The sequence below is a fragment of the Spirillospora sp. NPDC048824 genome (assembly GCF_043198455.1).
In the GTDB taxonomy this organism is placed as follows: domain Bacteria; phylum Actinomycetota; class Actinomycetes; order Streptosporangiales; family Streptosporangiaceae; genus Spirillospora.
The window spans coordinates 1-24,946 of sequence record NZ_JBICUS010000035.1 but is presented as its reverse complement, the minus strand read 5'-3'; the positions used below and the strand labels follow the sequence as shown (position 1 = coordinate 24,946).

25 protein-coding genes are annotated in these 24,946 nt (G+C 70.5%); 16 read left to right on the top strand and 9 right to left on the bottom strand.

What is annotated here, in order from left to right; genetic code table 11:
- The first annotated feature begins 188 nt into the window (after positions 1 to 188).
- The 11 genes from ACGFIS_RS36275 (at position 189) to ACGFIS_RS36225 (ending at position 11,760) form a co-directional block, all read left to right on the top strand.
- Positions 189 to 992, top strand: a complete 804-nt coding sequence (locus ACGFIS_RS36275; protein WP_392908644.1) for an MlaE family ABC transporter permease — start codon at positions 189 to 191, stop codon at positions 990 to 992.
- Positions 992 to 1,846, top strand: coding sequence for an MlaE family ABC transporter permease (locus ACGFIS_RS36270; RefSeq protein ID WP_392908646.1), 855 nt, complete (start codon positions 992 to 994; stop codon positions 1,844 to 1,846). The genes ACGFIS_RS36275 and ACGFIS_RS36270 overlap by 1 nt, the downstream gene beginning before the upstream one ends.
- Positions 1,843 to 2,883 carry an MlaD family protein gene (locus tag ACGFIS_RS36265; protein ID WP_392908648.1) on the top strand — a complete coding sequence of 347 codons (1,041 nt, stop codon included), beginning with the start codon at positions 1,843 to 1,845 and terminating at the stop codon, positions 2,881 to 2,883. The genes ACGFIS_RS36270 and ACGFIS_RS36265 overlap by 4 nt, the downstream gene beginning before the upstream one ends.
- Positions 2,880 to 3,959 (top strand): MCE family protein, encoded by a 1,080-nt coding sequence (locus tag ACGFIS_RS36260; RefSeq protein ID WP_392908650.1) that lies wholly within the window; start codon positions 2,880 to 2,882, stop codon positions 3,957 to 3,959. Before ACGFIS_RS36265 ends, ACGFIS_RS36260 begins: the two co-directional genes overlap by 4 nt.
- Entirely contained in the window at positions 3,959 to 4,981 is a 1,023-nt protein-coding gene (locus ACGFIS_RS36255; protein WP_392908652.1) for an MCE family protein, read from the top strand. The genes ACGFIS_RS36260 and ACGFIS_RS36255 overlap by 1 nt, the downstream gene beginning before the upstream one ends.
- On the top strand, positions 4,981 to 6,066 hold the full coding sequence (locus tag ACGFIS_RS36250; protein WP_392908654.1) for an MCE family protein: 1,086 nt from the start codon (positions 4,981 to 4,983) through the stop codon (positions 6,064 to 6,066). Before ACGFIS_RS36255 ends, ACGFIS_RS36250 begins: the two co-directional genes overlap by 1 nt.
- Entirely contained in the window at positions 6,066 to 7,175 is a 1,110-nt protein-coding gene (locus tag ACGFIS_RS36245; protein ID WP_392973885.1) for an MCE family protein, read from the top strand. Before ACGFIS_RS36250 ends, ACGFIS_RS36245 begins: the two co-directional genes overlap by 1 nt.
- Positions 7,172 to 8,470 carry an MCE family protein gene (locus ACGFIS_RS36240; protein ID WP_392908658.1) on the top strand — a complete coding sequence of 433 codons (1,299 nt, stop codon included), beginning with the start codon at positions 7,172 to 7,174 and terminating at the stop codon, positions 8,468 to 8,470. The genes ACGFIS_RS36245 and ACGFIS_RS36240 overlap by 4 nt, the downstream gene beginning before the upstream one ends.
- Before the next feature lie 22 nt (positions 8,471 to 8,492).
- Positions 8,493 to 9,485: a hypothetical protein gene (locus tag ACGFIS_RS36235; protein WP_392973884.1), complete on the top strand. Its 993-nt coding sequence runs from the start codon at positions 8,493 to 8,495 to the stop codon at positions 9,483 to 9,485.
- Positions 9,486 to 9,590: 105 nt separating this feature from the next.
- Positions 9,591 to 10,085, top strand: a complete 495-nt coding sequence (locus ACGFIS_RS36230; protein ID WP_392908662.1) for a MarR family winged helix-turn-helix transcriptional regulator — start codon at positions 9,591 to 9,593, stop codon at positions 10,083 to 10,085.
- A 487-nt stretch (positions 10,086 to 10,572) separates the two neighbouring features.
- Entirely contained in the window at positions 10,573 to 11,760 is a 1,188-nt protein-coding gene (locus tag ACGFIS_RS36225) for a trans-sulfuration enzyme family protein (protein WP_392908664.1), read from the top strand.
- Here ACGFIS_RS36225 and ACGFIS_RS36220 read toward each other — a convergent pair.
- Both ACGFIS_RS36220 and ACGFIS_RS36215 read right to left on the bottom strand, forming a co-directional pair.
- Positions 11,751 to 12,914, bottom strand: coding sequence for a DUF5925 domain-containing protein (locus tag ACGFIS_RS36220; RefSeq protein WP_392908666.1), 1,164 nt, complete (start codon positions 12,912 to 12,914; stop codon positions 11,751 to 11,753). The two genes, ACGFIS_RS36225 and ACGFIS_RS36220, sit on opposite strands and share 10 nt — an antisense overlap.
- Before the next feature lie 73 nt (positions 12,915 to 12,987).
- Positions 12,988 to 13,767 (bottom strand): lysophospholipid acyltransferase family protein, encoded by a 780-nt coding sequence (locus tag ACGFIS_RS36215; protein WP_392908668.1) that lies wholly within the window; start codon positions 13,765 to 13,767, stop codon positions 12,988 to 12,990.
- A 135-nt stretch (positions 13,768 to 13,902) separates the two neighbouring features.
- Here ACGFIS_RS36215 and ACGFIS_RS36210 point away from each other — a divergent pair, with 135 nt between their 5' ends.
- Positions 13,903 to 14,754: a hypothetical protein gene (locus tag ACGFIS_RS36210; protein WP_392908670.1), complete on the top strand. Its 852-nt coding sequence runs from the start codon at positions 13,903 to 13,905 to the stop codon at positions 14,752 to 14,754.
- Between the two features lie 19 nt (positions 14,755 to 14,773).
- Here the strand turns inward: ACGFIS_RS36210 and ACGFIS_RS36205 are convergent, their stop codons facing one another.
- On the bottom strand, positions 14,774 to 15,451 hold the full coding sequence (locus tag ACGFIS_RS36205; protein ID WP_392973883.1) for a uracil-DNA glycosylase: 678 nt from the start codon (positions 15,449 to 15,451) through the stop codon (positions 14,774 to 14,776).
- A gap of 249 nt (positions 15,452 to 15,700) precedes the next feature.
- Here ACGFIS_RS36205 and ACGFIS_RS36200 point away from each other — a divergent pair, with 249 nt between their 5' ends.
- Positions 15,701 to 17,161 carry a wax ester/triacylglycerol synthase family O-acyltransferase gene (locus ACGFIS_RS36200; protein WP_392973882.1) on the top strand — a complete coding sequence of 487 codons (1,461 nt, stop codon included), beginning with the start codon at positions 15,701 to 15,703 and terminating at the stop codon, positions 17,159 to 17,161.
- Between the two features lie 33 nt (positions 17,162 to 17,194).
- Here ACGFIS_RS36200 and ACGFIS_RS36195 read toward each other — a convergent pair whose 3' ends face one another.
- Positions 17,195 to 18,190: a hypothetical protein gene (locus ACGFIS_RS36195; protein WP_392908676.1), complete on the bottom strand. Its 996-nt coding sequence runs from the start codon at positions 18,188 to 18,190 to the stop codon at positions 17,195 to 17,197.
- A gap of 82 nt (positions 18,191 to 18,272) precedes the next feature.
- Positions 18,273 to 19,181, bottom strand: a complete 909-nt coding sequence (locus ACGFIS_RS36190; protein ID WP_392908678.1) for an NAD(P)/FAD-dependent oxidoreductase — start codon at positions 19,179 to 19,181, stop codon at positions 18,273 to 18,275.
- A 64-nt stretch (positions 19,182 to 19,245) separates the two neighbouring features.
- On the opposite strand from ACGFIS_RS36190, the gene ACGFIS_RS36185 reads away from it, so the two are divergent.
- On the top strand, positions 19,246 to 19,818 hold the full coding sequence (locus tag ACGFIS_RS36185; protein WP_392908681.1) for a helix-turn-helix domain-containing protein: 573 nt from the start codon (positions 19,246 to 19,248) through the stop codon (positions 19,816 to 19,818).
- A 16-nt stretch (positions 19,819 to 19,834) separates the two neighbouring features.
- Positions 19,835 to 21,115: a nitrate/nitrite transporter gene (locus ACGFIS_RS36180; RefSeq protein WP_392973881.1), complete on the top strand. Its 1,281-nt coding sequence runs from the start codon at positions 19,835 to 19,837 to the stop codon at positions 21,113 to 21,115.
- Here ACGFIS_RS36180 and ddaH read toward each other — a convergent pair whose 3' ends face one another.
- The 3 genes from ddaH to ACGFIS_RS36165 form a co-directional block, all read right to left on the bottom strand.
- The gene (gene ddaH / locus ACGFIS_RS36175) at positions 21,116 to 21,964 is read right to left on the bottom strand and encodes a dimethylargininase (RefSeq protein WP_392973880.1); all 849 of its coding nucleotides are present in this window, start codon (positions 21,962 to 21,964) and stop codon (positions 21,116 to 21,118) included.
- A gap of 131 nt (positions 21,965 to 22,095) precedes the next feature.
- Positions 22,096 to 22,392, bottom strand: a complete 297-nt coding sequence (locus tag ACGFIS_RS36170) for a hypothetical protein (RefSeq protein ID WP_392973879.1) — start codon at positions 22,390 to 22,392, stop codon at positions 22,096 to 22,098.
- A 29-nt stretch (positions 22,393 to 22,421) separates the two neighbouring features.
- Positions 22,422 to 22,934 (bottom strand): ATP-binding protein, encoded by a 513-nt coding sequence (locus tag ACGFIS_RS36165; protein ID WP_392908689.1) that lies wholly within the window; start codon positions 22,932 to 22,934, stop codon positions 22,422 to 22,424.
- A gap of 147 nt (positions 22,935 to 23,081) precedes the next feature.
- Here ACGFIS_RS36165 and ACGFIS_RS36160 point away from each other — a divergent pair, with 147 nt between their 5' ends.
- The gene (locus tag ACGFIS_RS36160; protein WP_392908692.1) at positions 23,082 to 24,386 is read left to right on the top strand and encodes an XRE family transcriptional regulator; all 1,305 of its coding nucleotides are present in this window, start codon (positions 23,082 to 23,084) and stop codon (positions 24,384 to 24,386) included.
- 28 nt (positions 24,387 to 24,414) lie between these two features.
- Here ACGFIS_RS36160 and ACGFIS_RS36155 read toward each other — a convergent pair whose 3' ends face one another.
- Positions 24,415 to 24,786 carry a hypothetical protein gene (locus ACGFIS_RS36155; RefSeq protein ID WP_392908694.1) on the bottom strand — a complete coding sequence of 124 codons (372 nt, stop codon included), beginning with the start codon at positions 24,784 to 24,786 and terminating at the stop codon, positions 24,415 to 24,417.
- Positions 24,787 to 24,946: the final 160 nt, after the last annotated feature.

Sequence of the window (24,946 nt, the reverse complement as noted above, 5' to 3'; positions counted from 1 at the left end):
CCGAGACCACCGTGGCGCGCGCGAACGAGCAAGAACCTGGGCGCCGCCTGTGGGCCGGTCGAAGCCGGTGCATCGGATGAGCGCCGACGTCCGAGAACGAAGGAGGCTGGAATGGCCCTTCCTCAACCCCGTTCCGGGGGCCCGCCCCCCGGGAGTGACCGGCCCCCCTCGGGGGAGGTCGCCGGCTGATGGCCATGAGCCTGACGAAGGCCCCAGACCTGGCACGCAGACGCGTCGGGCGCGCGCTCGACGAGACCGGGCTGCTGTGCGTGACCCTTCTGGAGGGGCTCCGCCGCAGCTGGGACATCCGCCAGTGGTGGGGCGAGTTCATCGAGCAGTGCTGGTTCCTCGCCCGCGTGACGAGCGTCCCGGTGATGCTCATCGCGGTGCCGCTCGGCGCGACCATCTCGCTGCAGGTCGGCGACATCGCCCGGCAGCTCGGCGCGCAGTCGGGCACCGGCGCGCTGCTGACCGCCGCCATGATCCAGCAGGTGGCGCCGCTGGCCGCGGCGCTGCTGGTCTCCGGCGTCGGCGGCTCGGCCATCACCGCCGACATGGGCGCCCGCAACATCCGCGACGAACTCGCGGCCATGGAGGTCATGGGCATCAACCCGATCCACCGCCTGGTCACCCCCAGGCTGTGGGCCGCGAGCATGGTGTCCGGGCTGCTCTGCTCAGTGGTGATCCTGGCGGGCGTCCTGGGCGGCTACTACTTCAACGTCATCCAGCAGGGCGTCAGCCCCGGAGCGTTCTTCGACGGCGCCACCACCCTGCTGCAGTTCTCGGACCTGCTGATCACGCTGTTCAAGGCGTGGGTGTTCGGGTTCATCGCCGCCGCCGTCGCCTGCTACATGGGCATGAACTGCGACTACGGCCCCGTCGGTGTCGGCCGCGCCGTCAACAGGGCGGTCGTCGTCACTTCGATCGTGGTGTTCGCGACGAACTACATCCTCACCATGATCTACCAGGTCCTGTTCCCCCCGAGGTTGTGATGGTCGCCATTTCCCCCGTCCGCAAGCTGGGCCGTGCCGTCAGAGGCCGGACCGCGGGCCTCGCCGCGTCGGCCGATCTGCCGGTCTTCCTCGGCCGGGTCCTCTACCACCTGTTCGTCGACATCATCTTCCGGCGCAAGTACGGCAAGACGCTCGCCAAGCAGGTCAGCGACATCACCGTCGGCGTCGGCGCGCTCGTCATCGGCGGCGGCATGATCTTCGTGATCGCGACGATGTCGCTCGCCACCGGCGCGATGGTCGGCCTCCAGGGCTATCCCGGTCTGGAGCGCATCGGCGCGGAGGCGTTCACCGGGCTGATCGCGAGCTACTCCAACGTCCGCGAGGTCACCCCGATCATCGCGGGCGTCGCGCTGGTCGCGCAGGTCGGCACCGGCTTCACCGCCGAGATCGGCGCGATGCGGATCTCCGAGGAGATCGACGCGCTGGAGGTCATGGGCATCAACTCCCTGGCCTACCTGGTGTGCACCCGGGTCGCCGCCGGCGTCATCGCGCTGGTGCCGCTGTACCTGGTGTCACTGTTCATGGCGTTCTTCGCCACCAGGTTCATCACGATCCAGTATTTCGGTCTTTCGCCCGGCATCTACGACTACTACTTTCACCTCTACCTACCGCCGATCGACGTGTTCTACAGCGTCATCAAGGTCGCTGTGTTCGCCTTCATCATCATGTTCATCCACTGCTACCGCGGCTACTACGCGGCCGGCGGCCCGGTCGGCGTCGGCGTCGCCGCCGGTCGTGCGATCCGGGAGTCGACCATCCTGATGATCCTCATGAACCTGGTCCTGTCGTACATCTTCTGGGGCCACGGCAGCACAGTGAAGTTGACCGGATGAGCGAGGAGACGCTGTCCAGCCGCTCCCGGACGATCTTCGGTCTGGTGGGCGCCGGCGTCATCGCGGCCGCGGCGGCGTTCGTCGCCGTGGGCACGACGCCGTCGCACGAGGGCTCCACCTACTTCAACGCGACGTTCGGGCGAGCGGGCCAGGGCCTCGACCCCGGCAAGTCGGATGTGAAGATCCGCGGCATCGCGGTCGGCACCGTCGACGAACTCACGCTCGACGACTCCGGCCGCGTCAAGGTCCGGTTCCGGGTCGACGAGGGCGTCAAGCTCGCCGACACGACGGCCGCGGCGATCGAGCCGGTCTCGGTGTTCGGCCCGAAGGACCTCGCGCTCAACCTCGGCGCGCACGAGGTGACCGGCCCCTACCTGAAGGACGGCGGGACGATCGCCAAGACGGAGGATCCGGAGGAGCTGTCCGAAACCGCCTGGCCCGCCTACAAGCTCACCAAGGCGATCAACCCGGACGAGGTGGCGACGATCCTGCACACGTTCGGTGCCGGCCTGTCCGGGCAGGGACCGGCGCTGCGCCGGACGATCGACAACGGCGCCACGGTCGTCGACGCGACGTACCGGGACCGGGCGGCGATCAACGCGCTGCTGAACGACATCAACGGCCTGTCCGGAACGCTCGGCCCCCGCGGCGACACGATCGTCCGCATCACCACCGACTTCACCAAGCTGGCGCAGGTCATCAACGAGAAGCCGGACAAGATCGAGCAGCTGCTCACCCAGACGAGCGAACTCGGCGACAAGGTCGGCAACTCCCTGCACGACCACGGCGCCAACCTCGGCAGGATCGTGGACGGCGGCGGTGACGCCCTCGCGGTGGTCAACGACGAGCGCCGCAACCTCCCGGTGCTGATGGACGGCCTGATCGGCTTCTTCGCCCTGCTGTCGCGGATCATCCGCGTCCCCGGCCCCGAGGGCACGGTGATCGCCCAGGCCCGCGCAACGCTGCCGCTGGACCTGTGCCAGATCTTCATCGACGTCTGCTCACCCACGCAGAACAACAACGGGGGGCGGCCATGAGCACGCGGCTGCGCGGCAAGACCGCGCGCGGGCCCGACCACGCGACGCTGCTCAAGTTCGTGGTGTTCGTGGTCCTGACCACGCTCCTCACGTTCTACATCGGCCAGATGATCCTCGGCACGAGCTTCAAGGACCGCTACGCGCTGACGGCCACGTTCGACGACGTCACCGGCCTGCTCGAAGGCGACGACGTGAAGGTCGCCGGAACACCCGTCGGGCGGGTCCAGGGCATCGAGGTCGTCCGGGGCAAGGCCGTCGTCGAGATGGAGGTCGACAAGGGGGTCCGGATCCCGGACGACTCCACCGCCGCGATCCGCTGGCGCAACGTGATGGGCCAGCGGGTGATCTACCTGGAGCCGGGCAGGAGCGGGAAGAAGCTCGGCGACGGCGGCCGCGTCCCGCACACCCGGTCGGTGGTGGACCTCGGCGCCATCGTCAACGCCCTCGGCCCGCTGACCCGCAACCTGGACCCGAACCAGCTCAACAAGATCCTGTTCTCGTTCACCCAGGCGCTTGAGGGCAACGAGCAGAACATCTCGCAGCTGACGAACAACCTGGACGCGCTGCTGCAGACGTTCGCGGTCCGCAAGAAGACCATCGAGGGGATGATCGAGAACTACGAGACGGTGAGCCAGGCGGTCGCGAAGCGGGACCAGCAGATCGCCGCCAGCGTCGACAACCTCCAGTCGCTGACGAAGGTGTTCGCGAACAACCGCACGCTGCTGGAGAACGCGGTCGTGGAGATCTCGGGCGTCACTACCAACCTCAACGCGGTGCTCGGCGGCCAGGACGCGCAGCTCGCCCGCATCATCGGCAACCTCGGCGAGTTCGCCGAGACGTTCCGGCTCAACGTCGACCAGCTGGAGAAGATGGTGCAGCAGCTTCCGCTGACGCTGCGGCAGCTGTTCGCGTCCACGAACGGCGGCCACTACCTGCGCTCGAACGCGCTGTGCCTCAACCTCGTCCAGGGGCCCTGCCCCTTCGAGATGGAGCTGCCGAGGGCGCCAGGGACCGACAAGCCCACCCCGGACGAACTCGCCAAGCTGCGGAAGATGCTGCAGGGGGGTCGCGGCTGATGGCGCTGAAATCCCTGCGGGACGTCAACCACAAGATCGTCGCGATCGTCACCCTTACCGCGCTCGGCGCCGCCTGCGTGTTCGCCTTCGCCGTCGGCCAGCTGCACCTGTTCGACCGCGGCTACTCGATGAGCGGTGAGTTCAGCGACCTGTCCGGCCTGAAGAAGGGCCAGGACGTGCGGGTCGCCGGCGTGAAGGCGGGCCGGATCACCGACGTGCGGCCCGACTTCCGGCGCGGCAAGGTCATCGTCACCTGGCACGTCGACGCCGGAATCGACCTCGGGCCGCAGACCAGGGCCGAGATCCAGACGACGACGCTGCTCGGCGGCCGGTACCTGCGGCTCGCGGGCCCGGTCGCCAAGCCCTACATGGCGGACGTGCCGGAGTCGAAACGGCGGATCCCGCTGTCGCGCACCAGCGTCCCGTTCACCGTCCCGGAAGCCCTGGAGGGCGCGCAGAACATCGTCGGCAAGCTCGACCAGGAGAGCATCGACAAGCTGCTCACCCAGGTCAACAAGATCGAGTCGCCCGGCGCGAAGAAGCTGCACCGCGTCCTGACCAACGTCCAGGAACTGTCGCAGATGCTGAACGACTCCTATCCCCAGATCGAGAAGCTGATCGAGAGCAGCAAGACGATCACCGGGACGCTGGCGAGCAAGGACCAGCAGCTCCGCGAGATCATCGACGCCAGCCAGGTGCTGCTGGACACGCTCGTGAGACGCCGCAACGAGCTGGCCGCGACGATCGGGCAGGGCAACCGGACGGTCCAGACGCTGTCCAACGTGATCTCCCAGAACCAGAAGAAGCTCGACAAGCTGCTGGACAACCTGCACCTGCTCACCACCCGGCTGGCACCGAACATGGACGCGCTGAACACCAACTTCTCGCTGCTCGGGCCGACGTTCGCGCAGGTCGCCAAGCTCAAGGGCAACGGCGCCTGGGTCGAGGGCCTGCTCGTCGGGCTCGGCCCGCTCCAGCCGCCCGGCCCGCACTCCACGCCGCGGCACCCGGGAGGCAACTGATGAGCCGAGCCATCGGACGCACCCCCACACCCTCCGGCGAAAGCAGCACGCCCTCCGGCAAGAGCAGGGGGAGGGGAATCGCCGTCGCGCTCTGCCTCACCCTCACCGCCTCCCTCGGCGGCTGCTCGCTCGCCCCGTCCGGCGGCGAGCGCACCATGGTCGTCTACGTCCCGAAGGCCCGCTCCTTCTACGAGGAGTCCAAGGTCAAGGTGATGGGCGCCGACGTCGGCCTGGTCGACAAGGTCGAGAACCAGGGCGACAAGGTCAAGGTGACGTTCCACCTGGACGGGGACATCCCGCTCCCGAAGGGCGTGCACGCGTCGATCGTCCCGCTGAACCTGATCGGCGAGCGCAACCTCGTCCTGCACCCGGCGTGGAAGCCGGGGCAGCCGAAGGAGACCGCGGACGTGATCCCGATCGAGCGGACCCACGTTCCGGTCGAAGTGGACGACGCGCTCAAGTCCTTCACCAACCTCGCGAACGCGCTCGACCCGACGAAGATGCAGACCGCGCTCGGCACCGCCGCCGGCAACCTCGGCGGCAACGGCAAGCAGTTCAACGCCACCCTCGAACAGAGCGCCCGCCTCGTCGAGAACGTCGCCGGGCAGGACAGGGAGCTGATCCAGGTCGCGCAGAACCTCAGCCGCCTGGCCGGGGTGGTGCGGGGACGCGAGCAGGTCCTCGGCACCCTGATCCGCGACTTCGGTGAGGCGTCCCGGGTGCTCAGCGCCGAACGCGGCGACCTGCAGCAGCTCATCAAGGGCATCCTCGAACTGTCGAAGAACGGCGACAAGCTGCTCCAGAAGTACAAGGGCAAGCTGCCGTACGACCTGGCCGTCCTCACCAGGGCCGCGCTGATGCTCAAGGGCAACGCCAAGCAGGTGGCGCAGCTGGTGAACGCGCTGCCCGCCATCGGTGACGCGCTCATCGGCGGCTACCACGATGACGACAAGTCGCTGCACATCAGGTTCGCCACCGACGCGTTCGTGCGGACGTGGCTGAAGGGCCTGATGGACACCGACGAGGTCGGCTGCCCGCTGCCCCCGCCCAACTCCAACTGTCCCTGGGATAACGGAGGCAACTGATGAGCAGAGTCACCGCGGGAGGGCGGACCTCCGCACCCCCCGCGACAAGCAGGGTGATCCTCATGCTCGTCGCCGCCGTGGCGCTGGCGGTCTCGGGCTGCTCCTACCAGACGGCGGGCGCCCCGAAGGGCGACCTCACCCTGACGGCCACGTTCAGCGACGTGCAGCAGCTCGTCGCGGGGCACAGCGTGAAGATGTCCGACATCACGGTCGGCACCGTCACCAAGGTGGAGCTCGACGGCTACCGGACCAAGGTGACGCTGTCCATCGAGGACGACATCAAGATCCCGGAGGGCACCGGCGCCGAGATCAAGGTGACGTCGCTGCTCGGCGAGAACTACGTGGAACTGCAGATGCCGCCGGGCACGAGCATGAACCGCGGTCCCTTCCTCGCGGACGGCGCGGCGATCGCCCAGACCAGCGTCCAGCCGTCGTTCGAGCAGGTCGTCGGGCAGGCCGGGCCGCTGATCGAGGCGCTGGCCGGCGACGACGTCGCGACGGTCGTCAATGCCGGGGCCACCGCACTGGACGGCAACGGCGAGAAGCTCAACAAGACGATCGCCCAGGCGGGCAGCCTGCTCAAGATGTTCACCCAGCAGCGGCACGAGCTGGGCGAGTCCATCGACCGGTTCGCCCGGCTCGGTGAGTCCCTCGCCAAGGGCGGCGACGCGCTGGACCAGGCGCCCGTCGAGCTCGAACGCACCACCCGGCTGCTGGACGACAACAAGGAAGAGATCATCAAGGCGGTGGACCGGCTCACCCACCTGGCCCGCGAGCTGAACGACAAGGTCCTGGAGCGGCGCATCGGCCGGTTCCGCGCGCTCCTGAGCGACCTCGACCCCGTCCTGCGGGATCTCGGCAACAACCGCAAGCGGCTCACGGAGCTGGTGAACGGCCTGGAGACCTTCTCGCGGAAGCTGCCCCTGGCGAGCTATGACGGCCAGCTGCTGCTCTACCCGATCCTGCGGTTCGTCTGGCCGGACGGGTCGCCGGTCATCCCGGGGGTCGACTACCCGGCCGGGCCGGCGAGCACGAGCAGCACACCGATCCCGAAGGGGCTCGAGAGCGCCCTGCCCGGCATCGAGAAGATCCTGGAGCGGCCTCGATGAGCACACGAATCACGATCAACCTGGCGGTCTTCGCCGCCCTCGCAGTGGTCATGGTGGTGTGGGCGTTCAACAACGTCGTCCGGTTCGACTTCATCGACCGCCCGTACCAGATCACGGTCGAGTTCGAGTCCTCGCCGGGCCTGCACCCGAACTTCGAGGTCGACTATCTCGGCCTGCGGATCGGCAAGATCGATTCGGTGGACCTGGTGAAGGACAAGGTCGTCGTCCGGCTGGACATCGAACGCGGCGTCAAGATCCCGCAGGGGGTCACCGCCGCCGCGGCCCGCAAGTCCGCGGTCGGTGAGCCGGTGGTCGAGCTGACCCCCGCGCCCGGCAAGGCCGGCGCGCCGCCGATGGAGCCGGGCGCGCGGATCCCGGTGTCGCACACCAGCGTCCCGCCGAAGTACGGCGACCTGTTCGGCGCCGTCATCGACAGCCTGAAGGCCATCGACCCCGACGACGCCCGGGTCGTCACGCACGAGCTGGCCGAGGGCTGGTCGGGGCGCGAGGAGTCCCTCCGCCAGATCATCAACGGCGGCGACCAGCTGACCGCCACGTTCGCCGAGAACACCGAGCTGCTGGACGGCCTGACCAACGACCTCGCCAGGATCACCCACGTCCTGAACCAGAACCGCGGGTCGCTCGGCGCCGGGGTCGACAACCTGGCCGCGCTCACCACGGCGCTCAGCCAGGTCCGCGGCGAGCTCGCCGAGCTGCGCGACGACGGGCCCGGCCTGCTCGCCACCGTCAACGACCTGCTGGACAAGACCGGCCCGAACTTCGAGTGCACCGTCGACGTGCTCGGCAACTGGGGGCTGAGGAGCCACAACCCCACGCTCCTGAGCGACCTGCGCGAGACGCTCAGGAAGGCACCGAAACTCGCGGTCGTCCTGGACAACGTCGTCGGGCTCGACGAGGGCGCACCCGTCCTGAACGTGTTCTTCGAGCTCACGCTGAACACCCCGGCGGCGCTGGAGTACAAGTACCCGCTGCCGCAGCCGCAGACGGGCAAGATCCCGAACTGCCCGGACGGCAGGTCCCCGGCGGTGACGGAACAGGAGCCCTACAAGGCCAAGGGGACGGGCGACACGATCCCGACCCACGACCCCGCGATCGACCAGCGGAAGGTCCAGGCGGAGAAGGCCGCGAACAACGAGGACTCTTCTGACGGGCCGCCGATGTGGCTAGTGTACGTTCCCCCGATCATCGCCCTGTTGGTGCTGATCAGGGTCATGATGGGCTCGGTGCCCGTGCTCTCCCGCCTGACCGGCCGTCTGCGCCGGGACAAGGACTGACCCAACCTCTAGGAGTTCCGAAGTGACAGCCAAGACCGGCAAGGACGAGGCCGACGAGGTCGAGGCGGTCCCGGCCGAGGCGGAGACCGAGGAGACCGAGGCCGCGCCGAAGCCGGCGCGGCCGGCCGCCAAGCGCAAGCGGCGGGTGCGGGTGATCGAGGTCATCGACGACGAGGACCTCGACGAAGTCCTGGAGGCCCTCGACGCCGAGGACGCCGCCGAGGCGGAGGAAGAGGCCGAGGAGGAGCCCCCGGCCCGTCCCGCCAAGACGGTGAAGACGGCGAAGACGGCGGTCAAGCCCGCCGCGAAGCCCCGTCCCAGCCGCCTCGAACCGCCGGAGGAGGCGGACGAGGACGCGGAGGAGGCGCCGAGGAAGGCGCCGGCCCGCGCGAGCGCGGGGACCTCGGGGGACGCCGCGTCCCAGCCGATGATCTTCGGTCTCGGCATGACGCAGGCGATCGTGGCCGTCGTCCTCGTCGCGCTGCTGGCGAGCCTGGCCATCTGGCAGTGGCGGAGCGCGAGCGGACTGTCGGCGGAGAAGGACGACCGGGAGGCCGTGAGCAAGGTCGCCGCCTCGTACGGCGACGTCGCGCTCAACTACAACGCGCAGAACTACCAGTCGCAGATGGACAAGGCGCAGAAGCTCATGGGCGGCGACCTCCTGGAGAGCTTCAAGAGCACCACGCTCCCCAGCCTCGGTGAGACGTTCAAGAGCAACCCCGGACTGGCGCTGACGTCCAAGACCAACCAGGTGTTCGTGGGAAGCGTCGACAACAAGTTCGCCACGGCCGTCGTCATGGTGGACATCGACGTCAAGACCAAGGACGGCGCCACCTCGGCCCCCGCCACGCTGCTCCGGCTGGCCCTCGCCAAGATCGACGGCGAGTGGAAGGTGACCAAGCAGTACGCGTCCGGCGCCAACGACCAGAACCAGGGGCAGGGCCCGCTTCCGACCCCGACCGGCGGCGCGTCCACGTCGCCGGCCCCGGACAAGAGCGAGAAGCCGGGCGACTGAGGGTTCCCCGGACGGCACGGGCGCCCCGCACGGAAGGTGTGCGGGGCGCCGCGCGTTGTGCTGATGGAGGAGTCCGGGGGACGGAGGCGCGGCATCATGTCGACCGTGACGAGGCAGGACGGACACGGGACGGACACGGTCGTCCCGGACGGGGTGGTCCACGACTTCGGTGTGCTGCTGGGCGCGGCCGCGGTTCTGGAGCGGATCGCGGGGCGCGAACTGGAGCGCCGCTGCGGTATCCGGCACGCCGTGTTCGAGGTGCTGCTGAAGCTGTCGGGCGCCACCGGCGGCCGCCCGCGGACGATGGGCGATCTGGCCGGTGAGCTGATCCTGACCAGCGGCGGGATGACCCGGATCATCGACCGGATGGAGGAGGCCGGCCTCGTCCGCCGTGAGCCGGCGCCCGGTGACCGCCGCCGCCAGCTGGTGGAGCTGACCGCCGCGGGCCGCGCGAAGCTGGACGAGGCCCTGCGGGTCCACGCCGAGACGCTCCGCGAACACTTCGCCGGCCCGCTGACCGGCGACCAGCGCCGCGTTCTCGTCGACGCCCTGAGAACACTCCGGACCACGGCCCGCGAAGAGCTCGGCACCCTCCACTGATCAGCGGGAGTAGTGCTCCACACCAGCTGCTCGTCGCAACTGGGGGTCGCGCAGGTCGAGGTCGACGACGCGGCGGCTCCCGTTCGCGGAGCCTGTCAGTGATCTCCACGGTCTCCGCCGCGTGTACCGGCGCCTGTTCGCCCGCGCCACCCCGTAATGACCCGTAGTACATGCCGCCCCGGCCCCGGACATACGTATCGATTTTGGCGGTGGTCTCCCGGATGGCGGGCGGGGGTCTCGGTGGGCGATGCTCAGGTCTCCGGCCGAGGGACGCCGAGCGTCACCCGACCGGACGGCCCCGATCACCGGCTCGCCCTCGCGGGGTGGGAGAGCCGGTGGCGGGGAACCGTGCCGGGGCGCCGGGGGCCGCCGACGCCCACGGCCGGGCCGGTGGTCCGGCGCCGCGGGGGCGTGCCGGGGGCGTGGTCCGGGCCACTGGTGACAATTGGCCGTTCCGCTGCGGCGGGTCTCGCCGCAGGCTGGAGACATGACCGGACACCATCCGCAGACCCGCGCCGTCCACCCGCCCGTGATCTCACCGGCGGGCAGCCACCCGCTCGGCATGCCGATCTACCAGGGCCACCTGTTCTCCTTCGACGCCGCCGACGACCTCGCCGCCGCGTTCCAGCGCCCGGACGAGGCGTTCTTCTACGCCCGGATGGGCAATCCGACCGTCCGCTCGCTCGAACAGGCCGTCACCGAACTGGAGGGCGGCGCCGGGGCACTCGCCACCGCGTCCGGCATGGGCGCGATCAACGCCGCGCTGATGGGGCTGCTGCGCAGCGGCGACCACGTCATCGCGCAGACCGCCCTCTACGGCGGCACGTACGCGCTGCTCCAGGGCCTCGCCGAACGGTGGGGCGTCGAGGTCACCTACATTCCCGGCGACGACCCCGCCGAGGTGCGCGACGCGATGCGTCCCACCACCCGGCTCCTTTACCTGGAGACGATCGCCAACCCCACCACGCACGTCACGGACCTGCCCGCGTTCACCGCGGCCGTCCGCGGCACGGACGTGCTGACCGTCGTCGACAACACCTTCGCCCCGCTCCTCTGCAAGCCCATCGGCCACGGCGTCGACGTCGTCGTCCACTCGACGACGAAGTACCTCGGCGGGCACGGCGACGTCATCGGAGGCATCGCCGTCTTCGCCGACCCGGACCTGCACCACCGCGTCTGGGCCCACGCCCTGGAACTCGGGTCCGTCGCCGACCCGTTCGCCGCGTGGCTGACCCTGCGGGGGCTCGCCACCATGCCGATGCGCGTGGCCCGCCAGAGCGCGACCGCGCTGGATCTCGCCGGCCGTCTCGCCGCGCACCCGTCCGTCTCCCGCGTCCACTACCCGGGACTCAGCGACCATCCGCAGCACGAGGTGGCGCGGCGGGTCCTGCCGGACGGAGCCGGCGGCGTCCTCGCCTTCGAACTGGCCGGCGGCCGCGACGCGGGCGGCGCCTTCTCCGAGGCCGTCCGGCTCATCGGCCTCGGCCCGTCACTCGGCGCCGTCATGTCGCTGGTCATGCACCCCGCGAGCACGTCCCACCGGCAGATGGACGCGGAGTCCCTCGCCGCAGCGGGGATCGGCGAGGGAACCGTGCGCCTGTCCGTCGGCCTGGAACACCCCGGCGACCTGTGGGCCGACATCGAGCAGGCCCTGGGCAAGGCCGGTCAGAGGTAGAAGCCGGTCGCGGAGGCGGGGGCGTCCTCGTTCTCGGGGCGCTTCTCGCCCTTGCGGAGCGCGACCAGCTCGGCGAGCGTCGCGCCCTCCGCGCCGATCTCGCCGGGCGCCGCGTCCGTGCCGTCCAGCCACGACACCGCCTCGGCCTGGGTGAGCCGGCCCACCTCGATCTGCGCGAGGCACCGGCCGGGGCGGACGACCGCCGGGTGCAGCATGGCGAGGTCCTCGTTGGTGGTGATGGCGACGAGGACGTCCCGGCCCTGCCCGAGCATCCCGTCGGTCAGGTTGAGCAGCCGCGACAGGCCCTGGCCCGTCGACTGCTTGGCCTCACCGCGGATCAGCTCGTCGCAGTCCTCGAGGATGAGCAGCCGCCAGCGGCGGTTCTCGTCCTCGTCGTCCCCGACCGCCACCTCCATCAGGTAGGCGGGCGTGCCGAACAGCGCCTCCGGGTCGAGCACGCAGTCGGACTGGCACCAGCCGTTCCAGGCGCGGGCGAGGGCGCGCAGCGCCGTGGTCTTGCCGGTGCCGGGCGGGCCGTGCAGGAGCAGCAGCCGCCCCGACACCTCCTCGCGGGTGAGGCTCATCACGTCGTCGAGGGCCTCGGCGACCGGCGCGGTGTAGTTGCGCCGGATGTCGTCCCACAGGTCGGCGGTGATCGCGCGCTCGCTGCGCACCGGGCCGTGCGTGCCCATGTGCCAGAAGCCCATCTCGACGCTGGACTCGTCGGCCTTCGGCGGGTCGGTCGCGTCCTTCACCGACTCTTCGAGGACGGACTCGGCCATCTCCTCGGTGACGGCGGACACCGCGACGTACGCGACGCCGCTCTTCCACCGGTTCGCCAGCAGGGTCCAGCCGTCGCCCTCGGCGAGCACCGACTCCTTGCCCTTCTCATGCGCGACCCGCACGAGCCGGGCGCCGTCCGGACGCAGCGGCGCGTCGGCCCGGACGTGCTCCAGCCGCGTCGAACGCGACCACGGCTGCTCCCCGGACGCGAACGGGCGCAGCGACAGCACGTCCATCACGTCGGCCGGGGAGTTGTTGTCGCTCAGGTTGAAGACTACGGGCAGCGTCGACTCGGGCCCCGGGTCGGTGACGTTCTCCCGGGGGCCGACGAGATGCAAGAACTCCTGGGTCCTCTCCTGCGACATGGTCATGCCATTGATGATCAGGGCAGGCGGCGGACCGCGTCCACCGAATAAGCCGGGCGACGGGCATCGGGCGCCCGCGTCAGGAGCCCTCCTGAGCCTCCCGCGCCTCGCGGGCCGCCTTGCGGGCCTCCGCCTCTTCGAGGTCGAGCTTCTCGGCCTCCTCCGGCGTCGGCGCCGTCCCGCCGAGGTAGGCGGGCTGCCACCACGTCTCGTCCGACTGCGGGACGTCGGGGTACTCGCGCTGCGCCCTCTCCAGCAGCTCCGACATCCGGGCGTGCAGGTCGCGGGTGACCTGCTCGTAGTCGTCGCCGCGCTTGGGGTACATCGGCTCGCCGACCAGGATCGTCACCGGTACGCCCCGTTGCAGCAACCGCCGCTTGCGGCCTTTGGTCCACAGCCGCTGCGGGCCCCAGATCGCGACCGGGACCAGCGGTACCTTGCCCGCGACGGCCATCCGCACCGCGCCGCTCTTGATCTCTTTCACGGTGAACGAGCGGCTGATCGTCGCCTCGGCGAACACCCCGACGATCTCTCCGGACTTCAGCGCCTTCAGCGCCGCCGCGTAGGACGAGGCGCCGGCGTTGCGGTCCACCGGGATGTGGTGCATGCCGCGCATCAGCGGCCCGCCGATCCGGTTGTCGAAGATCTCCTTCTTGGCCATGAACCGCACCAGCCGCTTCGCCGGATGCGCGGCCAGGCCGGCGAAGATGAAGTCGAGATAGCTGACGTGGTTGCTGACGAGCACCGCCCCACCGGTGCTGGGGATCTGGTCCGTTCCCTCCAGACGGATCTTGATCTTCAGGGTCTTGAACACCCCGAGAGCCGTCTTGATCACCGGCGGGTACACGATTTCGGCCATGGGAGCACCGTACTTGAGCAGCTCATGATCAGCGAGTGCGGGCGGGGATCGCGATGGATCACACAACGGGCCCGAACTCTGAGAAGGTGGGGTTGTGACGTGATCCGCTGATGGGTGAAAGGGGATGAGCACCATATGGAACCGTTGGACGCGGCGGCGGACGTGCACGCGCTCATCCGCGACGTGCTCCCCGCCCTGGCGCCCAGCGCCTGGTTCGACTCCGGTACCTCCGAGGTGGTGCTGCCCGTGGGCCGGTCCGAGGCGCGGGCCTCCAGCTGGACGGTACTGGAGCGCTGTGCCCGCGAGCCGCGGTCGGCGTGGCCGCAGGTGGTGGACGAGTGGGTGCGCGAGGTCGGCGACCGCGCGTTCCTCGCGGTCGGTGAGATGGAGCTGTTCGGCGACGTCCGGGAGCTGCTGCGGCTGCGCATAGTGCCCAAGCTCGCGCCCAGCGACCGTGAGGGCCTCGTCGTCGTCCCCGCGGGGGACCATTTCGACGCGATGGTGATGATCGAGCATCCCCGCTACGGCGGCCCGCTCACCAAAGCGCGCGCCGGGCTCCTCGGCCTGCACAAACTCGGCTACGTGATGACGAACACCCACGACCGCGAGCTGGCCGACGTCGCCGTCCGCACCCAGCCGCTGCTGCCGGGCCGCAACGTCCGCGTCGTCACCAAGCCGGGCAGCCGCTACGTGTCGGCGCTGCTCAGCGAGGTCGACCAGTTCCTCCCGGGGCCGAACGAGCACGGCGCCCTCGTCGGCGTCCCGTGCCACAGCACGCTGCTGCTGTACCCGATAACGTCCGCGGCGGTCCGCGAGGTCCTCCCCGTGTTCGCCGACGTCGTCCGGGAGATGCACGCCGACGCCGACGACCCGTGCGCCCCCGGCGTCTACTGGAGCCATGGCGAACGCCGCCTGACCCCCCTCCCCGCGTCCCCCGAGGGCTCCGCCGAGTTCTCGACCCTCCTGCACCGCCTCCCCGAGGACTGAACCTCGGCCCGTCCGTGGGTTAAGGCAGCTTCCAGTCCACCGGGGGTGCGCCCTGCTGCTCCAGGAGCTGGTTGGCTCGGGAGAAGGGGCGGGAGCCGAAGAAGCCGCTGTCGGCGGAGTAGGGGCTCGGGTGCGGGGACTCGACGCACGGGACGCCGCCGAGCATCGGCTTGAGGCTGCGGGCGTCGCGGCCCCACAGGACGGCGACGAGGGGGCCGCCGCGGGCGGCGAGGGCGCGGATGGCCTGCTCGGTGACCTCTTCCCAGCCCTTGTTCCGGTGCGAGCCGGGCTTGCCCGGCATGACGGTCAGCGACCTGTTGAGCAGGCAGACGCCCTGCTCCGTCCACGGGGTGAGGTCGCCGCTGGACGGCTCCGGATGGCCGAGGTCGTCGCAGTACTCGCGGAAGATGTTGACCAGGCTGGCGGGCAGCGGGCGGACGTCGGGGGCGACGGAGAAGCTGAGGCCGACGGGGTGACCGGGCGTCGGGTAGGGGTCCTGGCCGACGATGAGGACGCGCACGCCGTCGAACGGCTGGGTGAACGCCCGCAGGATGTGGTTCCCTGCGGGAAGGTAGCGGCGTCCGGCGGCGACCTCGGCGCGCAGCCAGTCGCCCGCGGCGGCGATCGTGCCGGCGACCGGTTGCAGCGCGGTGGCCCAGCCCGCTTCGACGATCTCCGGGAGTGGTCGTGCCGTCATGGCGCACCACCCTAGTGCGATGATCATGGCATCGTCGGCTTGATCGGGCATGTGAAGTTATCTGACCGCATTAGGCCGGAAGAAAGCAAAATCTTTACAGGCTTTCTTGAAACCGGCAGATGAACCCGGTGAAACGCCCTGTTAAGTGCTGGTTACTTCCTATCGGCCCACGTTGACCTGCACTCCAGAACGGCATAACTCCTTGGAGGTAGGGCAGGCGCACGCAGGACGAGCGGACGGGACGAGAGCATGAGCCAGCTGACCACCGTGGACGCCACCTTCCTCCACGCCGAGACCGGGACCACCCACGCGCACATCGCCGGGCTGGGCATCGTCGACGCGGGGACGTGCCCCGGCGGCCGGCTCACGGTGCCGCTCGTCGCCGAACTGGTCCGCGGCCGCGCGCACCTGGCCGCCCGCCCGCTGCGGCAGCGGCTCGTCCAGGTGCCGCTGGGCCTCGACCACCCCTACTGGGAGGACGACCCGGACTTCGACCCCGAACGGCACATCACCGAGATCGGGCTCCCGTCCCCCGGGACCGACCGGCAGCTCGCCGACATCGTCGGGATGCTCCACGAACAGCCTCTCGACCGCTCCCGCCCGCTCTGGGAGATGGTCCTCATCCAGGGCCTGCACGGCGGCCGGACGGCCGTGTACGTCAAGGTGCACCACGCGGCCGTCGACGGCGTGATGGCGGCCGAGACGCTCGCCGCGCTGCTGGACCTGTCGCCCGAGCCCCGCGACCTGCCCGCCGACGAGTCCGCCCCCGCCCGCGCGCCCGGCACGGCCGGCATGCTCGGCGCCGGGCTGCTGAAGACCGCGCTGCATCCCGTCCGCAGCGCCCTGTCGGTCGCGCGCACGGCCCCGTACCTCGACGAGATCCCCGGCCTCGCGTCCATCCCCGGGGTCGGGCTGATGTCGGCGGCCGTGCAGGGCGCGCTGCGCCGCCCCGGGCTTCCGAGGACGCCGCGCAAGAGCGCCCCGCCGACGCCGTTCAACCGGCCGATCGGCCGCCGCCGCTCCGTCGCCTGCGGTGAGCTTCCTCTGGACGAGATCAAGCAGATCAGGCGGGGACTCGGCGGCAGCGTCAACGACGTCGTCATGGCGCTGTGCGCGACGGCGCTGCGCAAGTGGCTCGACAAGCGCGGCGACCTGCCGGACCGCCCGCTCGTCGCGGCCGTCCCGGTGTCGCTGCGCCGGGGCGGCGCCGCGGCGCAGCCGGGCAACCAGGTCTCGATCATGACGACGACGCTCGCCACGCACGTCCCCGACCCCGCCGACCGGTACACCGCCGTCCGGTGCGACATGGACGTCGCCAAGCGGCGGTTCGTCGGCTCGTCCGGGAGCTGGGTGCGGGAGATGAGCGGCATCCTCCCCACGCCCATCGCCGGCGCCGTCACCCGGTTCGCCCTGCAGGCCGCGCCGGCGATGTCGCTGCGCCCGGTCAACCTGCTCATCTCCAACGTGCCGGGCCCGCAGTTCCCGCTGTACCTGTGCGGCGCGAAGGTGCTCGACTACTACCCGATCTCCGTCATCTCCGACGTCAGCGGCGGCCTGAACATCACCGTCTTCTCCTACGACGGCAAGGTGGACGTCGGCATCGTCGCCTGCCGCGACCTCGTCCCCGACCCGTCGGAGATCGTCGACCACCTGGTGGACGCGCTGGACGAGTTGAAGGGCCTCAGCCGCGAGGCCCTCGACGAGGGCTGAACACACTTCGCCTGGGGGCGGCCCCGAGAACCGTCAGTGTGCACCGAGCGTCCGCCGGTGCCGCCACGCCAGTTCCAGCGCGGCGGCGCCGGCGGGCTGCACGGGCTCCGGAATCGTCCCGCCGAACGGCGCCATCGACACCTCGCCCTCGTCGTTGACCGCGACCAGTCCGCCGAAGAGGTCGCCGAACACGTCGCCGTCGATGACGACGACGGTGAGGAGGTCGAGCGCGAACGTCAGCGGATCGACGCCGAGCCCCAGGAGGTACGCCCGCAGATCCCCCCGCTCGCGGGCCGCGGTCATCGCCCGGTGGAAGGGCCACTCCTCCTGGACGAAACCGTCCCCGTAGTTCTCGTCCATTCCGAGCAGTTCTTCGGCGTACTCGCGGACCATGCACGGCCACAGGCCGGGCGGCTCGTCGCCGAGCGGCTGGAAGACCCCGACCGGCATCACGTGGTGGAGGCCGCCGGCGTGCGCGACCTTCGCCGGGTCCCGCCGGTGCAGGACGTACGACCCGGTGGTCGTGACGGTCACCGTCGTGATCGCCGTCAGGGCCGCCCGGCGGGTCAGGTCGCACGGGTCGCCGACCCGGCCGCGCAGCGGCAGCCCGTCCACCCCGGCCGCCAGTTCGTGCGCGACGGACTCGCCGACGTTCACGCCGTCGAAGTACCGGGCGGGACCGAACCGGAGCACCGGCGGGCGGGCGGCGAGGAGACGGTGGCTCGGGCGGTCCTCGAAGAGCCTGGGCGGCGCGAGCGCCGCCATGGCCTCCGCGTACGTGCGGTGGCCGCCGGGCAGCCCGTCGGACGGGTCGGCGACGGCCGGAGCGGCGGGACGCGCGTCCCACTCCAGCCGGACCGACTCCAGCGGAATCGGCACGGCCGGAATCCACTCCTCGCGGCACAGCAGCGACGTCCCCGCGACGCGCGGCGCGTCCGGATACAGCCCGCCGGCCACCTCCCCGAGCAGACCGCGCGCGGCGTTCAGCGCCGCCCGAACCTCGCGCCACCGCCGCTCATCCCCTCGCACCCCGCCACCGTAAACGTTGACCCGCGGCGCGTCGCCCTTGCGACCGGCTTGGCGGCACGCCGCGGGTGAACGGGGTCCGGGGTCAGGCGGGCAGCTTCTCGGCGATCTCCGCTTCGATGAGTTCGAAGTTGATCATCGCGGCGGCGGTCGCGCCTGCCGCGGCGGCCATGATGACCTGGCCCCTCGGGTTGACGACGTCGCCCGCCGCCCACACGCCGGGAACGCTGGTCCGCCCGGTCGGGTCGGCCTTCACGAAGCCGTCCTCACCGGTCTCGCAGCCGAGATCGGCCAGCGGACCGGCCTTCGCGACGAACGTCGGGGCGACGAACACGGCGTCGCAGCCGAGGACCGAGCCGTCGTGCAACTCGATGCCGGTGACGCGGTCGTTCTCGATGACGACGCGCCGGGCATCGCCTTCCACGACGCGGATGCCGCGCACGTCCAGGCGGGCGGAGTCCTCCCCGTCCGGGGCCTTCCGCGTAAGGAAGGTCACGTCCGGCGACCACTGGCTCAGCAGCGTCACCTGGTGCACGGACTGCGGGGACGAGGCCAGCACGACGAGCCTCTTGTCGCGGACCTCCCATCCATGGCAGTACGGGCACATCTGTACCTCGCGGCCCCACCTCTCCTGAAGGCCGGGGACATCGGGCAGGACGTCGGTCACGCCGGTGGTGACCAGGAGTTGCCGGCCCTTGAGCCGGGTGCCGTCGGCCAGGGTGACGGCGAAGCCCTCGGCGGCGTGCTCGACCCGTCCGTCGATGATCTCGCCGCCGTAGCCGCGCACCTCGGTGCGGCCGGTCTCCCGCAGGAGCGCCGGCGGCATCCCGTCGCGGGTGAGGAACCCGTGCATGTGCTCGGCGGTCGCGTTCCGCGGCTCGCCCGCGTCGACCACGGTGACGCTGCGGCGTGCGCGCGACAACACGAGGGCGGCGCTCAGCCCGGCCGGGCCGCCGCCGATGACCAGTACGTCTCGTTCAGCTGTTTCCGTCATGCCGGGAGGATGCGCGACGGCCCGCCGACTTGACAAATGTCTTTGCCGATCCTGCAATGAGCGCATGGAGACCACGGAAGACGTCCTGGCCGAGGTGGGGCCGAGGCTCAGGAGGCTGCGGCAGGAGAGGAACGTCACGCTGGCCGCGCTCGCCGAGGCGACCGGCATCTCGGTGAGCACGCTGTCGCGGCTGGAGTCGGGCAAGCGGCGGCCGAGCCTTGAGCTGCTGCTCCCGCTCGCGCAGGCCCACCACGTTCCGCTGGACGAGCTGGTCGGCGCCCCGGAGGTCGGCGACCCGCGGATCAGGCCGCGCCCCCGCACGATGCACGACATGACCGTCCTGCCGCTGTCCAGGCGACCCGGTGGCCTGCAGGCGTTCAAAATGATCATCCCGGAGCGGACGCCGCCGCCCGAGCCGAAGACCCACGAGGGCTACGAGTGGCTGTACATCCTGAACGGGCGGCTCCGCCTTCACCTGGCGGGCCGCGAGCTGATCCTGGAGCCGGGGGAGGCCGCCGAGTTCGACACCCGGCTGCCGCACTGGTTCGGCGGCGAGGGCGGGCCGGTCGAGGTGCTCAGCCTGTTCGGGCCGCAGGGGGAGCGGATGCACCTGCGGGCCAGACCCCGGCAGAAGTGACATAAATTGGCTATCCGTGCAGACCGCCCAACCTCCCCTGGATCCCCCGGGTAAACAGAAGGCCGCCCCGATCGCGTGGGCGCTGTGGGGCATCGGCGTCCTCGCCTACGCCGTGGCGGTACTGCACCGGACGTCCTTCGGCGTCGTCGGCCTGGACGCCGTCCACCGCTTCGACGCCTCCGCCGGCATCCTCGCGTCCTTCACCGTCCTGCAGCTCCTCGTCTACGCGAGCATGCAGATCCCCGTCGGGCTCATGCTCGACCGCATCGGCCCGCGCCGGATGGTCGCGGGCGGCGCGCTGCTCATGGCCGCCGGGCAGGCGCTCATGGCCGTCTCCACCGACATCGGCACCGCCGTCGCCGCCCGCGTCATGGTCGGCGCGGGCGACGCCATGACGTTCATCAGCGTCCTCGGCATCGTCGTGACCTGGTTCCCCGGCCGGTACGTCCCGGTCGTCACGCAGTTCACCGGCCAGCTCGGCCAGCTCGGCCAGATTCTCAGCGCGATCCCGCTGGTCGCGCTCCTGCACGGGCCCGGCTGGGGCACCGCGTTCGGATCCGCAGCCGCCCTCGGCGTCCTCATCGCCGTGCTCGCCTTCGCCACCCTCCGGAACGGCCCGGCCCGCGCCGACGTGCCGACCCTGCGCGAGACCGGCGCCAACCTGGCGGGGGCCTGGCGGCACCCCGGCACGCGACTCGGCCTCTGGTCGCACTTCGTCACCCAGTTCTCGTCCAACACGTTCGCGCTGATGTGGGGCTACCCGTACCTGGTGTCGGGGCAGGGGATGAGCCACGCCGCCGCATCCACGCTGCTGACGTTGTTCGTGCTGGTCAACGTCGTGGCCGGGCCGTTCATCGGACGGCTCGTCGCCCGCTACCCGCTGCGCCGGTCATGGCTCGTCCTCGGGATCGTCGGGCTCAACATCGCGGCCTGGGCGGCCGTCCTCGCCTGGCCGCCGCCCGCGCCGACGTGGCTGCTGGTGCTGCTCATCCTGTGCGTCGCGCCCGGTGGGCCCGGCTCGATGATCGGCTTCGACTACGCCCGGACGTTCAACCCGCCCGGACGGCAGGGCACCGCCACCGGCATCGTCAACGTCGGCGGCTTCTTCGCCTCCCTGGTCACGATCCTGCTGATCGGCATCGTCCTGGACGCCCTGTCGCCGGACGGGGAGTTCACGCCCGAGGCGTTCCGGGCCGCGTGGACCGTCCAGATCGGGATCTGGGCGATCGGCATCGCGGGCGTCCTGCGGACCCGCACCCTGGCCCGCCGCCACCTCGGCCTGACCGGCCGCCGGTGATCAGGCGCGCAGCTCCAGCGTGCAGCACTTGGGCCCGCCGCCCGCCTTGCGCAGCTCCGACAGGTCCACCGGGACGGGCTCGTACCCGCGGCCCCGCAGCGTCCCGATCAGCTCCGCCGCCTCCGCGTTGATGACGACGTTGCGCCCGTCGCACACGGCGTTGAGGCCGAGCACCGCCGCGTCGCCCTCACCCGCGAGGATCGCGTCCGGGAACAGCCGCTCCAGCACCGCGCGGCTGCCGGGCGAGAACGCCCCCGGGAAGTAGGCCACGTTCCCGTCCCCGAGCGGGAACAGCGCCGTGTCCAGGTGGTAGAACCGCGGATCGACGAGCCGGAGCGTCACCACGGGCCGCCCGAGGAACTCCTGCGCCTCCTGATGGGCCGCCATGTCCGTCCGGAACCCCGTCCCGGCCAGGATCACGTGATCCAGCGTGAGGAAGTCGCCCTCGCCCTCATTCGTGTGCCGCGCCTCCAGGACGTCGGCGAACCCGTTCTCCTTCAGCCACCCGGCGTAGGCGGGCCCCTCGGCGTGCCGCTCCGGATGCGTGAACCGCGCCCCGTACACCCGTCCGCCGACCACCAGCGCGCCGTTCGCCGCGAACACCATGTCGGGCAGCCCCTCGATCGGCTCGATGAGGCTCACCTCGTGCCCGAGCGCCAGATACGCCGCCCGCAGCGCCTCCCACTGCTCCACGGCCTTCCCGGCGTCGGCGCCGCGCGCCGGGTCCATCCACGGGTTGATCGCGTACGTGACGGCGAAGTGCTCCGGACGGCACATCAGATAGTGCCGCCGCAGCGCGGTCCGCTCAGAAACGGTGCTGCTCGGCTCCATTGCCGGCATGACGCTCATGCGTGTCTCCAGGGGAACGTCCGAAGGGATCGACTCAATCGGAAGCCTAGGAACAAAGTGCCTACGATCCAATGCGCCAATCTTGCTCTGAGCTGGCACTTCGTTGCGTGTTTCCCCTGAAAGAGCGCTATTCATTGCGCGGCTCCGCCCGCACGCCGCCCGGCGTCCGCCAAGGCCCTGCCGACCCAAGGCCCGAGCAGCACCCGCACTCCCTCCGCCGCCCTCACAGGATCGGCGCACGGCCCCAGAAGCACCCCCGCCGACGACCGGAACCACGCCGCCCGGCCACCTCCGGCGTCCGGGACGAGGACCACGGCGACGCTCTCGCCGACCACCGGCACCCGAGCGTCCACGACCCGCAACAGCGGCTGGCCGTCCGTGATGCGCAGCGTGCACGTCCAGCCGTCGTCCGCAAGGACGCTCGCCAACCGCCTCAACCGCGCTTCCGCAGGCCCCGTCACCGAGACGTACTCCTGGACAGGACGCGCTTGAGAACCGGCGCCTCGGACTGTGGTTCGAGCACCTCCAAGACCTGCGTCCACCACACCGTCTTGCCGCCGCCGGCCCCGGGATGCCAGCCCCAGCGGTCCGCGCATCCGGCGACCACGGCCATGCCCCGGTGCCCCTCATCGGTGTCGGACGCCGCCACGAGCCGAGGGAACCCCGGCTCCGGGTCGGTCACGTCCACCCGGAGCCGCCCGTCCATCAACCGGACCCGAACCCACACCACGCCACCGGCCCGCAGCTCGGCCCGCACATGCCGCACGGCGTTGGTGACGACCTCGGACGTCAGCAGCACCGCGACATCGATGTCGGCCTCCGTGACACCCCACCCGGCCAGCGCCTCCCGCACAGCCCGCCGAGCGTCCCCCGGCGCCCGCTCGTCCAACCTCCACACATACGTCCGCGCGCCCTGACGCGCGCGCGTGATGCCGCCCCGCCTCAGCGTGGTGTTCCGGTGTTCGTCCATGGTCGCCCTCTCGTCTTCTCGGACGCGGGACGTGCAGTCCCGCTTTACTCAGTGAAACCGTGCGCACACGGACCGAGAAAGGCGACAATGGAGGCGTTGGAGGGACACAAGTCCGCCCCGCCTCCCCGGTCGAAGGGTGCCCATCCCATGACTGATCAGCCACGTCCCCATTGGGCTGCACGTCTTGAAGCCGAACGCCGTGCCCGCGGATGGGGTCCGTTCAAGGCGGCCCGCCGTCTCTACGCGGCCGCCGGCATCGACCATCCCGACCTGAGCCAGGTCAAGAACCTCTCCCGGCAGATCAACCGCCACGAGAAAGGAGAGGTCTTCCCGGCGGACTGGGGTTCGGCCTACGCCACCGCGTTCGGAATGGAGGAAAAGGACCTCTTCGGGCAGGGATCGACCGATCACCCGATGGGTACCGTAGACCCAAGCCCTATTCCCGACGATGGGGACGACGACGTGAAACGCCGCGCCGCACTCCAACTGCTCGCAGCCCTCGGCGCCGGAACGGCCGTCCCGCCGGGAACCCTGGAACAGATCCTCTCCAGCATCGACCGCGCGACCGGCCAGACCGCCGATCTGGCCGAATGGGAGCGTGCCGTCCATGAGTACGGCCAAAAGATCATGGTCCGGCCGACCGGGGCGCTAATCGGCGATTTGACGGCCGACATCATCGCCGTGGGACAACTGCTCGAACAAGTTCGTGCCCCGCAGGAGCAGGCCGGACTACTCCGCGTCAGCGCGGGACTGTCAGGCCTCTTGGCGATCGAGTTGGGCGATGCCGGTGAAGAACGTTCCGCCCGGATAACGTGGGTCGCCGCCCGCCGCGCCGCCGACGCGTCTGGCGATCGTGACCTGCAAGTATGGACGCGCGGCAGAGCGGCGCAGGACGCGTTCTGGGCGCGACGGCCATGTCAGGTTGTCGACGCTCTGACCGATGAAGCCATTGCCATCGCTGGTGGCGTGCCGTCTGCCGGGTTGGCCCGCGCGCACGTTGCACGCGCATATGTCGCGGCGGACCGGGGTGACAAAGGCCAGGCCCGCGCCTCGCTGGACAACGTCAAGGGCACGCTCGACTACCTGCCGCACCGGACCGAGCAGACAGTCCTGGAATTCCGTGAGAGTCAGATGCGGTGGGCTGAGTCTTATGTGTTCAGCCAGCTGGGTGACAACCAGGTGGACGAGACGCTCGCGCAAGCTACGGCTCTCTACCCGCGAACCGCCCAGGGGCCGATTATGAACCTGAACGTGATGAGAGCGATGGCACTCGTGAAGGCCAGGGAGATCAACGCTGGCCTTCAAAGTGCTGTGGCCACCCTGCATAACCGACCGGAAGCCGTGACCGCCGGTACCAGGCACCTCGCGGGCCAGATGCTCTCCGCGCTCCCCGACCAGGCGCGGGTCCTGCCGACGGCGCGGGAGCTGCGGGCCCTCACGTCCGCCACCTGAGTGACCGTGCGGAGCGCTCGTCAGCAGCCTAGGCGGGGAGCGTGAACGACAGGTTCGCGGCGGAGTGGTGGTGGATTCGCTGGCGGCCGTTGTGGATGCGCATGCGGAAGGACTCGGGGCCGGGACGGTCCGCTTGCCGCCACGCTTCCCAGACGGCCTTAACGGCGTCCCATAGCCGTAGCGGACCGGCTTGCTGGACGCGCCACCCCCCGTCGTCCGGTGCGAGGGTGGCGGCGGAGCCAGATGTGACGTCTGTGACGTGCATGGCATCCCCGGCCGTCACGACTTGCGCGTTGGGGACGGCGAGCTGGGCGAGGAACCGTCCGAAGAAGCCCTCCTCGGTCGCCTCATCGAGGCGTTCCGGGCTATGCCGGACGGGACGGGCCCAGGGCGATTTCAAAGTCGTCGGCGACGGATTGTTGTGACGCTATGTGAGCATGAGTAGTGGGGCTGCGCGGTCGTGGTGCGGCCGATCTTCTGGACGGTTTCGGTGATCTTGGTGATGCCGTTGATGGCCAGGGCGCCGAGGGCGAGGTTGCGCAGGGCGGCGGTGTTGCGGG

Bases quoted from the DNA above. Each gene is read 5' to 3' on its own strand.
- ACGFIS_RS36165 (WP_392908689.1), bottom strand. From the start codon at position 22,934: ATGGACGAACACCGGAACACCACGCTGAGGCGGGGCGGCATCACGCGC.
- ACGFIS_RS36265 (WP_392908648.1), top strand. From the start codon at position 1,843: ATGAGCGAGGAGACGCTGTCCAGCCGCTCCCGGACGATCTTCGGTCTG.
- ACGFIS_RS36190 (WP_392908678.1), bottom strand. From the start codon at position 19,181: ATGACGGAAACAGCTGAACGAGACGTACTGGTCATCGGCGGCGGCCCG.
- ACGFIS_RS36250 (WP_392908654.1), top strand. From the start codon at position 4,981: ATGAGCCGAGCCATCGGACGCACCCCCACACCCTCCGGCGAAAGCAGC.
- ACGFIS_RS36225 (WP_392908664.1), top strand. From the start codon at position 10,573: ATGACCGGACACCATCCGCAGACCCGCGCCGTCCACCCGCCCGTGATC.
- ACGFIS_RS36275 (WP_392908644.1), top strand. From the start codon at position 189: ATGGCCATGAGCCTGACGAAGGCCCCAGACCTGGCACGCAGACGCGTC.
- ACGFIS_RS36220 (WP_392908666.1), bottom strand. From the start codon at position 12,914: ATGACCATGTCGCAGGAGAGGACCCAGGAGTTCTTGCATCTCGTCGGC.
- ACGFIS_RS36260 (WP_392908650.1), top strand. From the start codon at position 2,880: ATGAGCACGCGGCTGCGCGGCAAGACCGCGCGCGGGCCCGACCACGCG.
- ACGFIS_RS36185 (WP_392908681.1), top strand. From the start codon at position 19,246: ATGGAGACCACGGAAGACGTCCTGGCCGAGGTGGGGCCGAGGCTCAGG.
- ACGFIS_RS36160 (WP_392908692.1), top strand. From the start codon at position 23,082: ATGACTGATCAGCCACGTCCCCATTGGGCTGCACGTCTTGAAGCCGAA.
- ACGFIS_RS36200 (WP_392973882.1), top strand. From the start codon at position 15,701: ATGAGCCAGCTGACCACCGTGGACGCCACCTTCCTCCACGCCGAGACC.
- ACGFIS_RS36215 (WP_392908668.1), bottom strand. From the start codon at position 13,767: ATGGCCGAAATCGTGTACCCGCCGGTGATCAAGACGGCTCTCGGGGTG.
- ACGFIS_RS36205 (WP_392973883.1), bottom strand. From the start codon at position 15,451: ATGACGGCACGACCACTCCCGGAGATCGTCGAAGCGGGCTGGGCCACC.
- ACGFIS_RS36255 (WP_392908652.1), top strand. From the start codon at position 3,959: ATGGCGCTGAAATCCCTGCGGGACGTCAACCACAAGATCGTCGCGATC.
- ACGFIS_RS36245 (WP_392973885.1), top strand. From the start codon at position 6,066: ATGAGCAGAGTCACCGCGGGAGGGCGGACCTCCGCACCCCCCGCGACA.
- ACGFIS_RS36210 (WP_392908670.1), top strand. From the start codon at position 13,903: ATGGAACCGTTGGACGCGGCGGCGGACGTGCACGCGCTCATCCGCGAC.
- ACGFIS_RS36270 (WP_392908646.1), top strand. From the start codon at position 992: ATGGTCGCCATTTCCCCCGTCCGCAAGCTGGGCCGTGCCGTCAGAGGC.
- ddaH (WP_392973880.1), bottom strand. From the start codon at position 21,964: ATGAGCGTCATGCCGGCAATGGAGCCGAGCAGCACCGTTTCTGAGCGG.
- ACGFIS_RS36240 (WP_392908658.1), top strand. From the start codon at position 7,172: ATGAGCACACGAATCACGATCAACCTGGCGGTCTTCGCCGCCCTCGCA.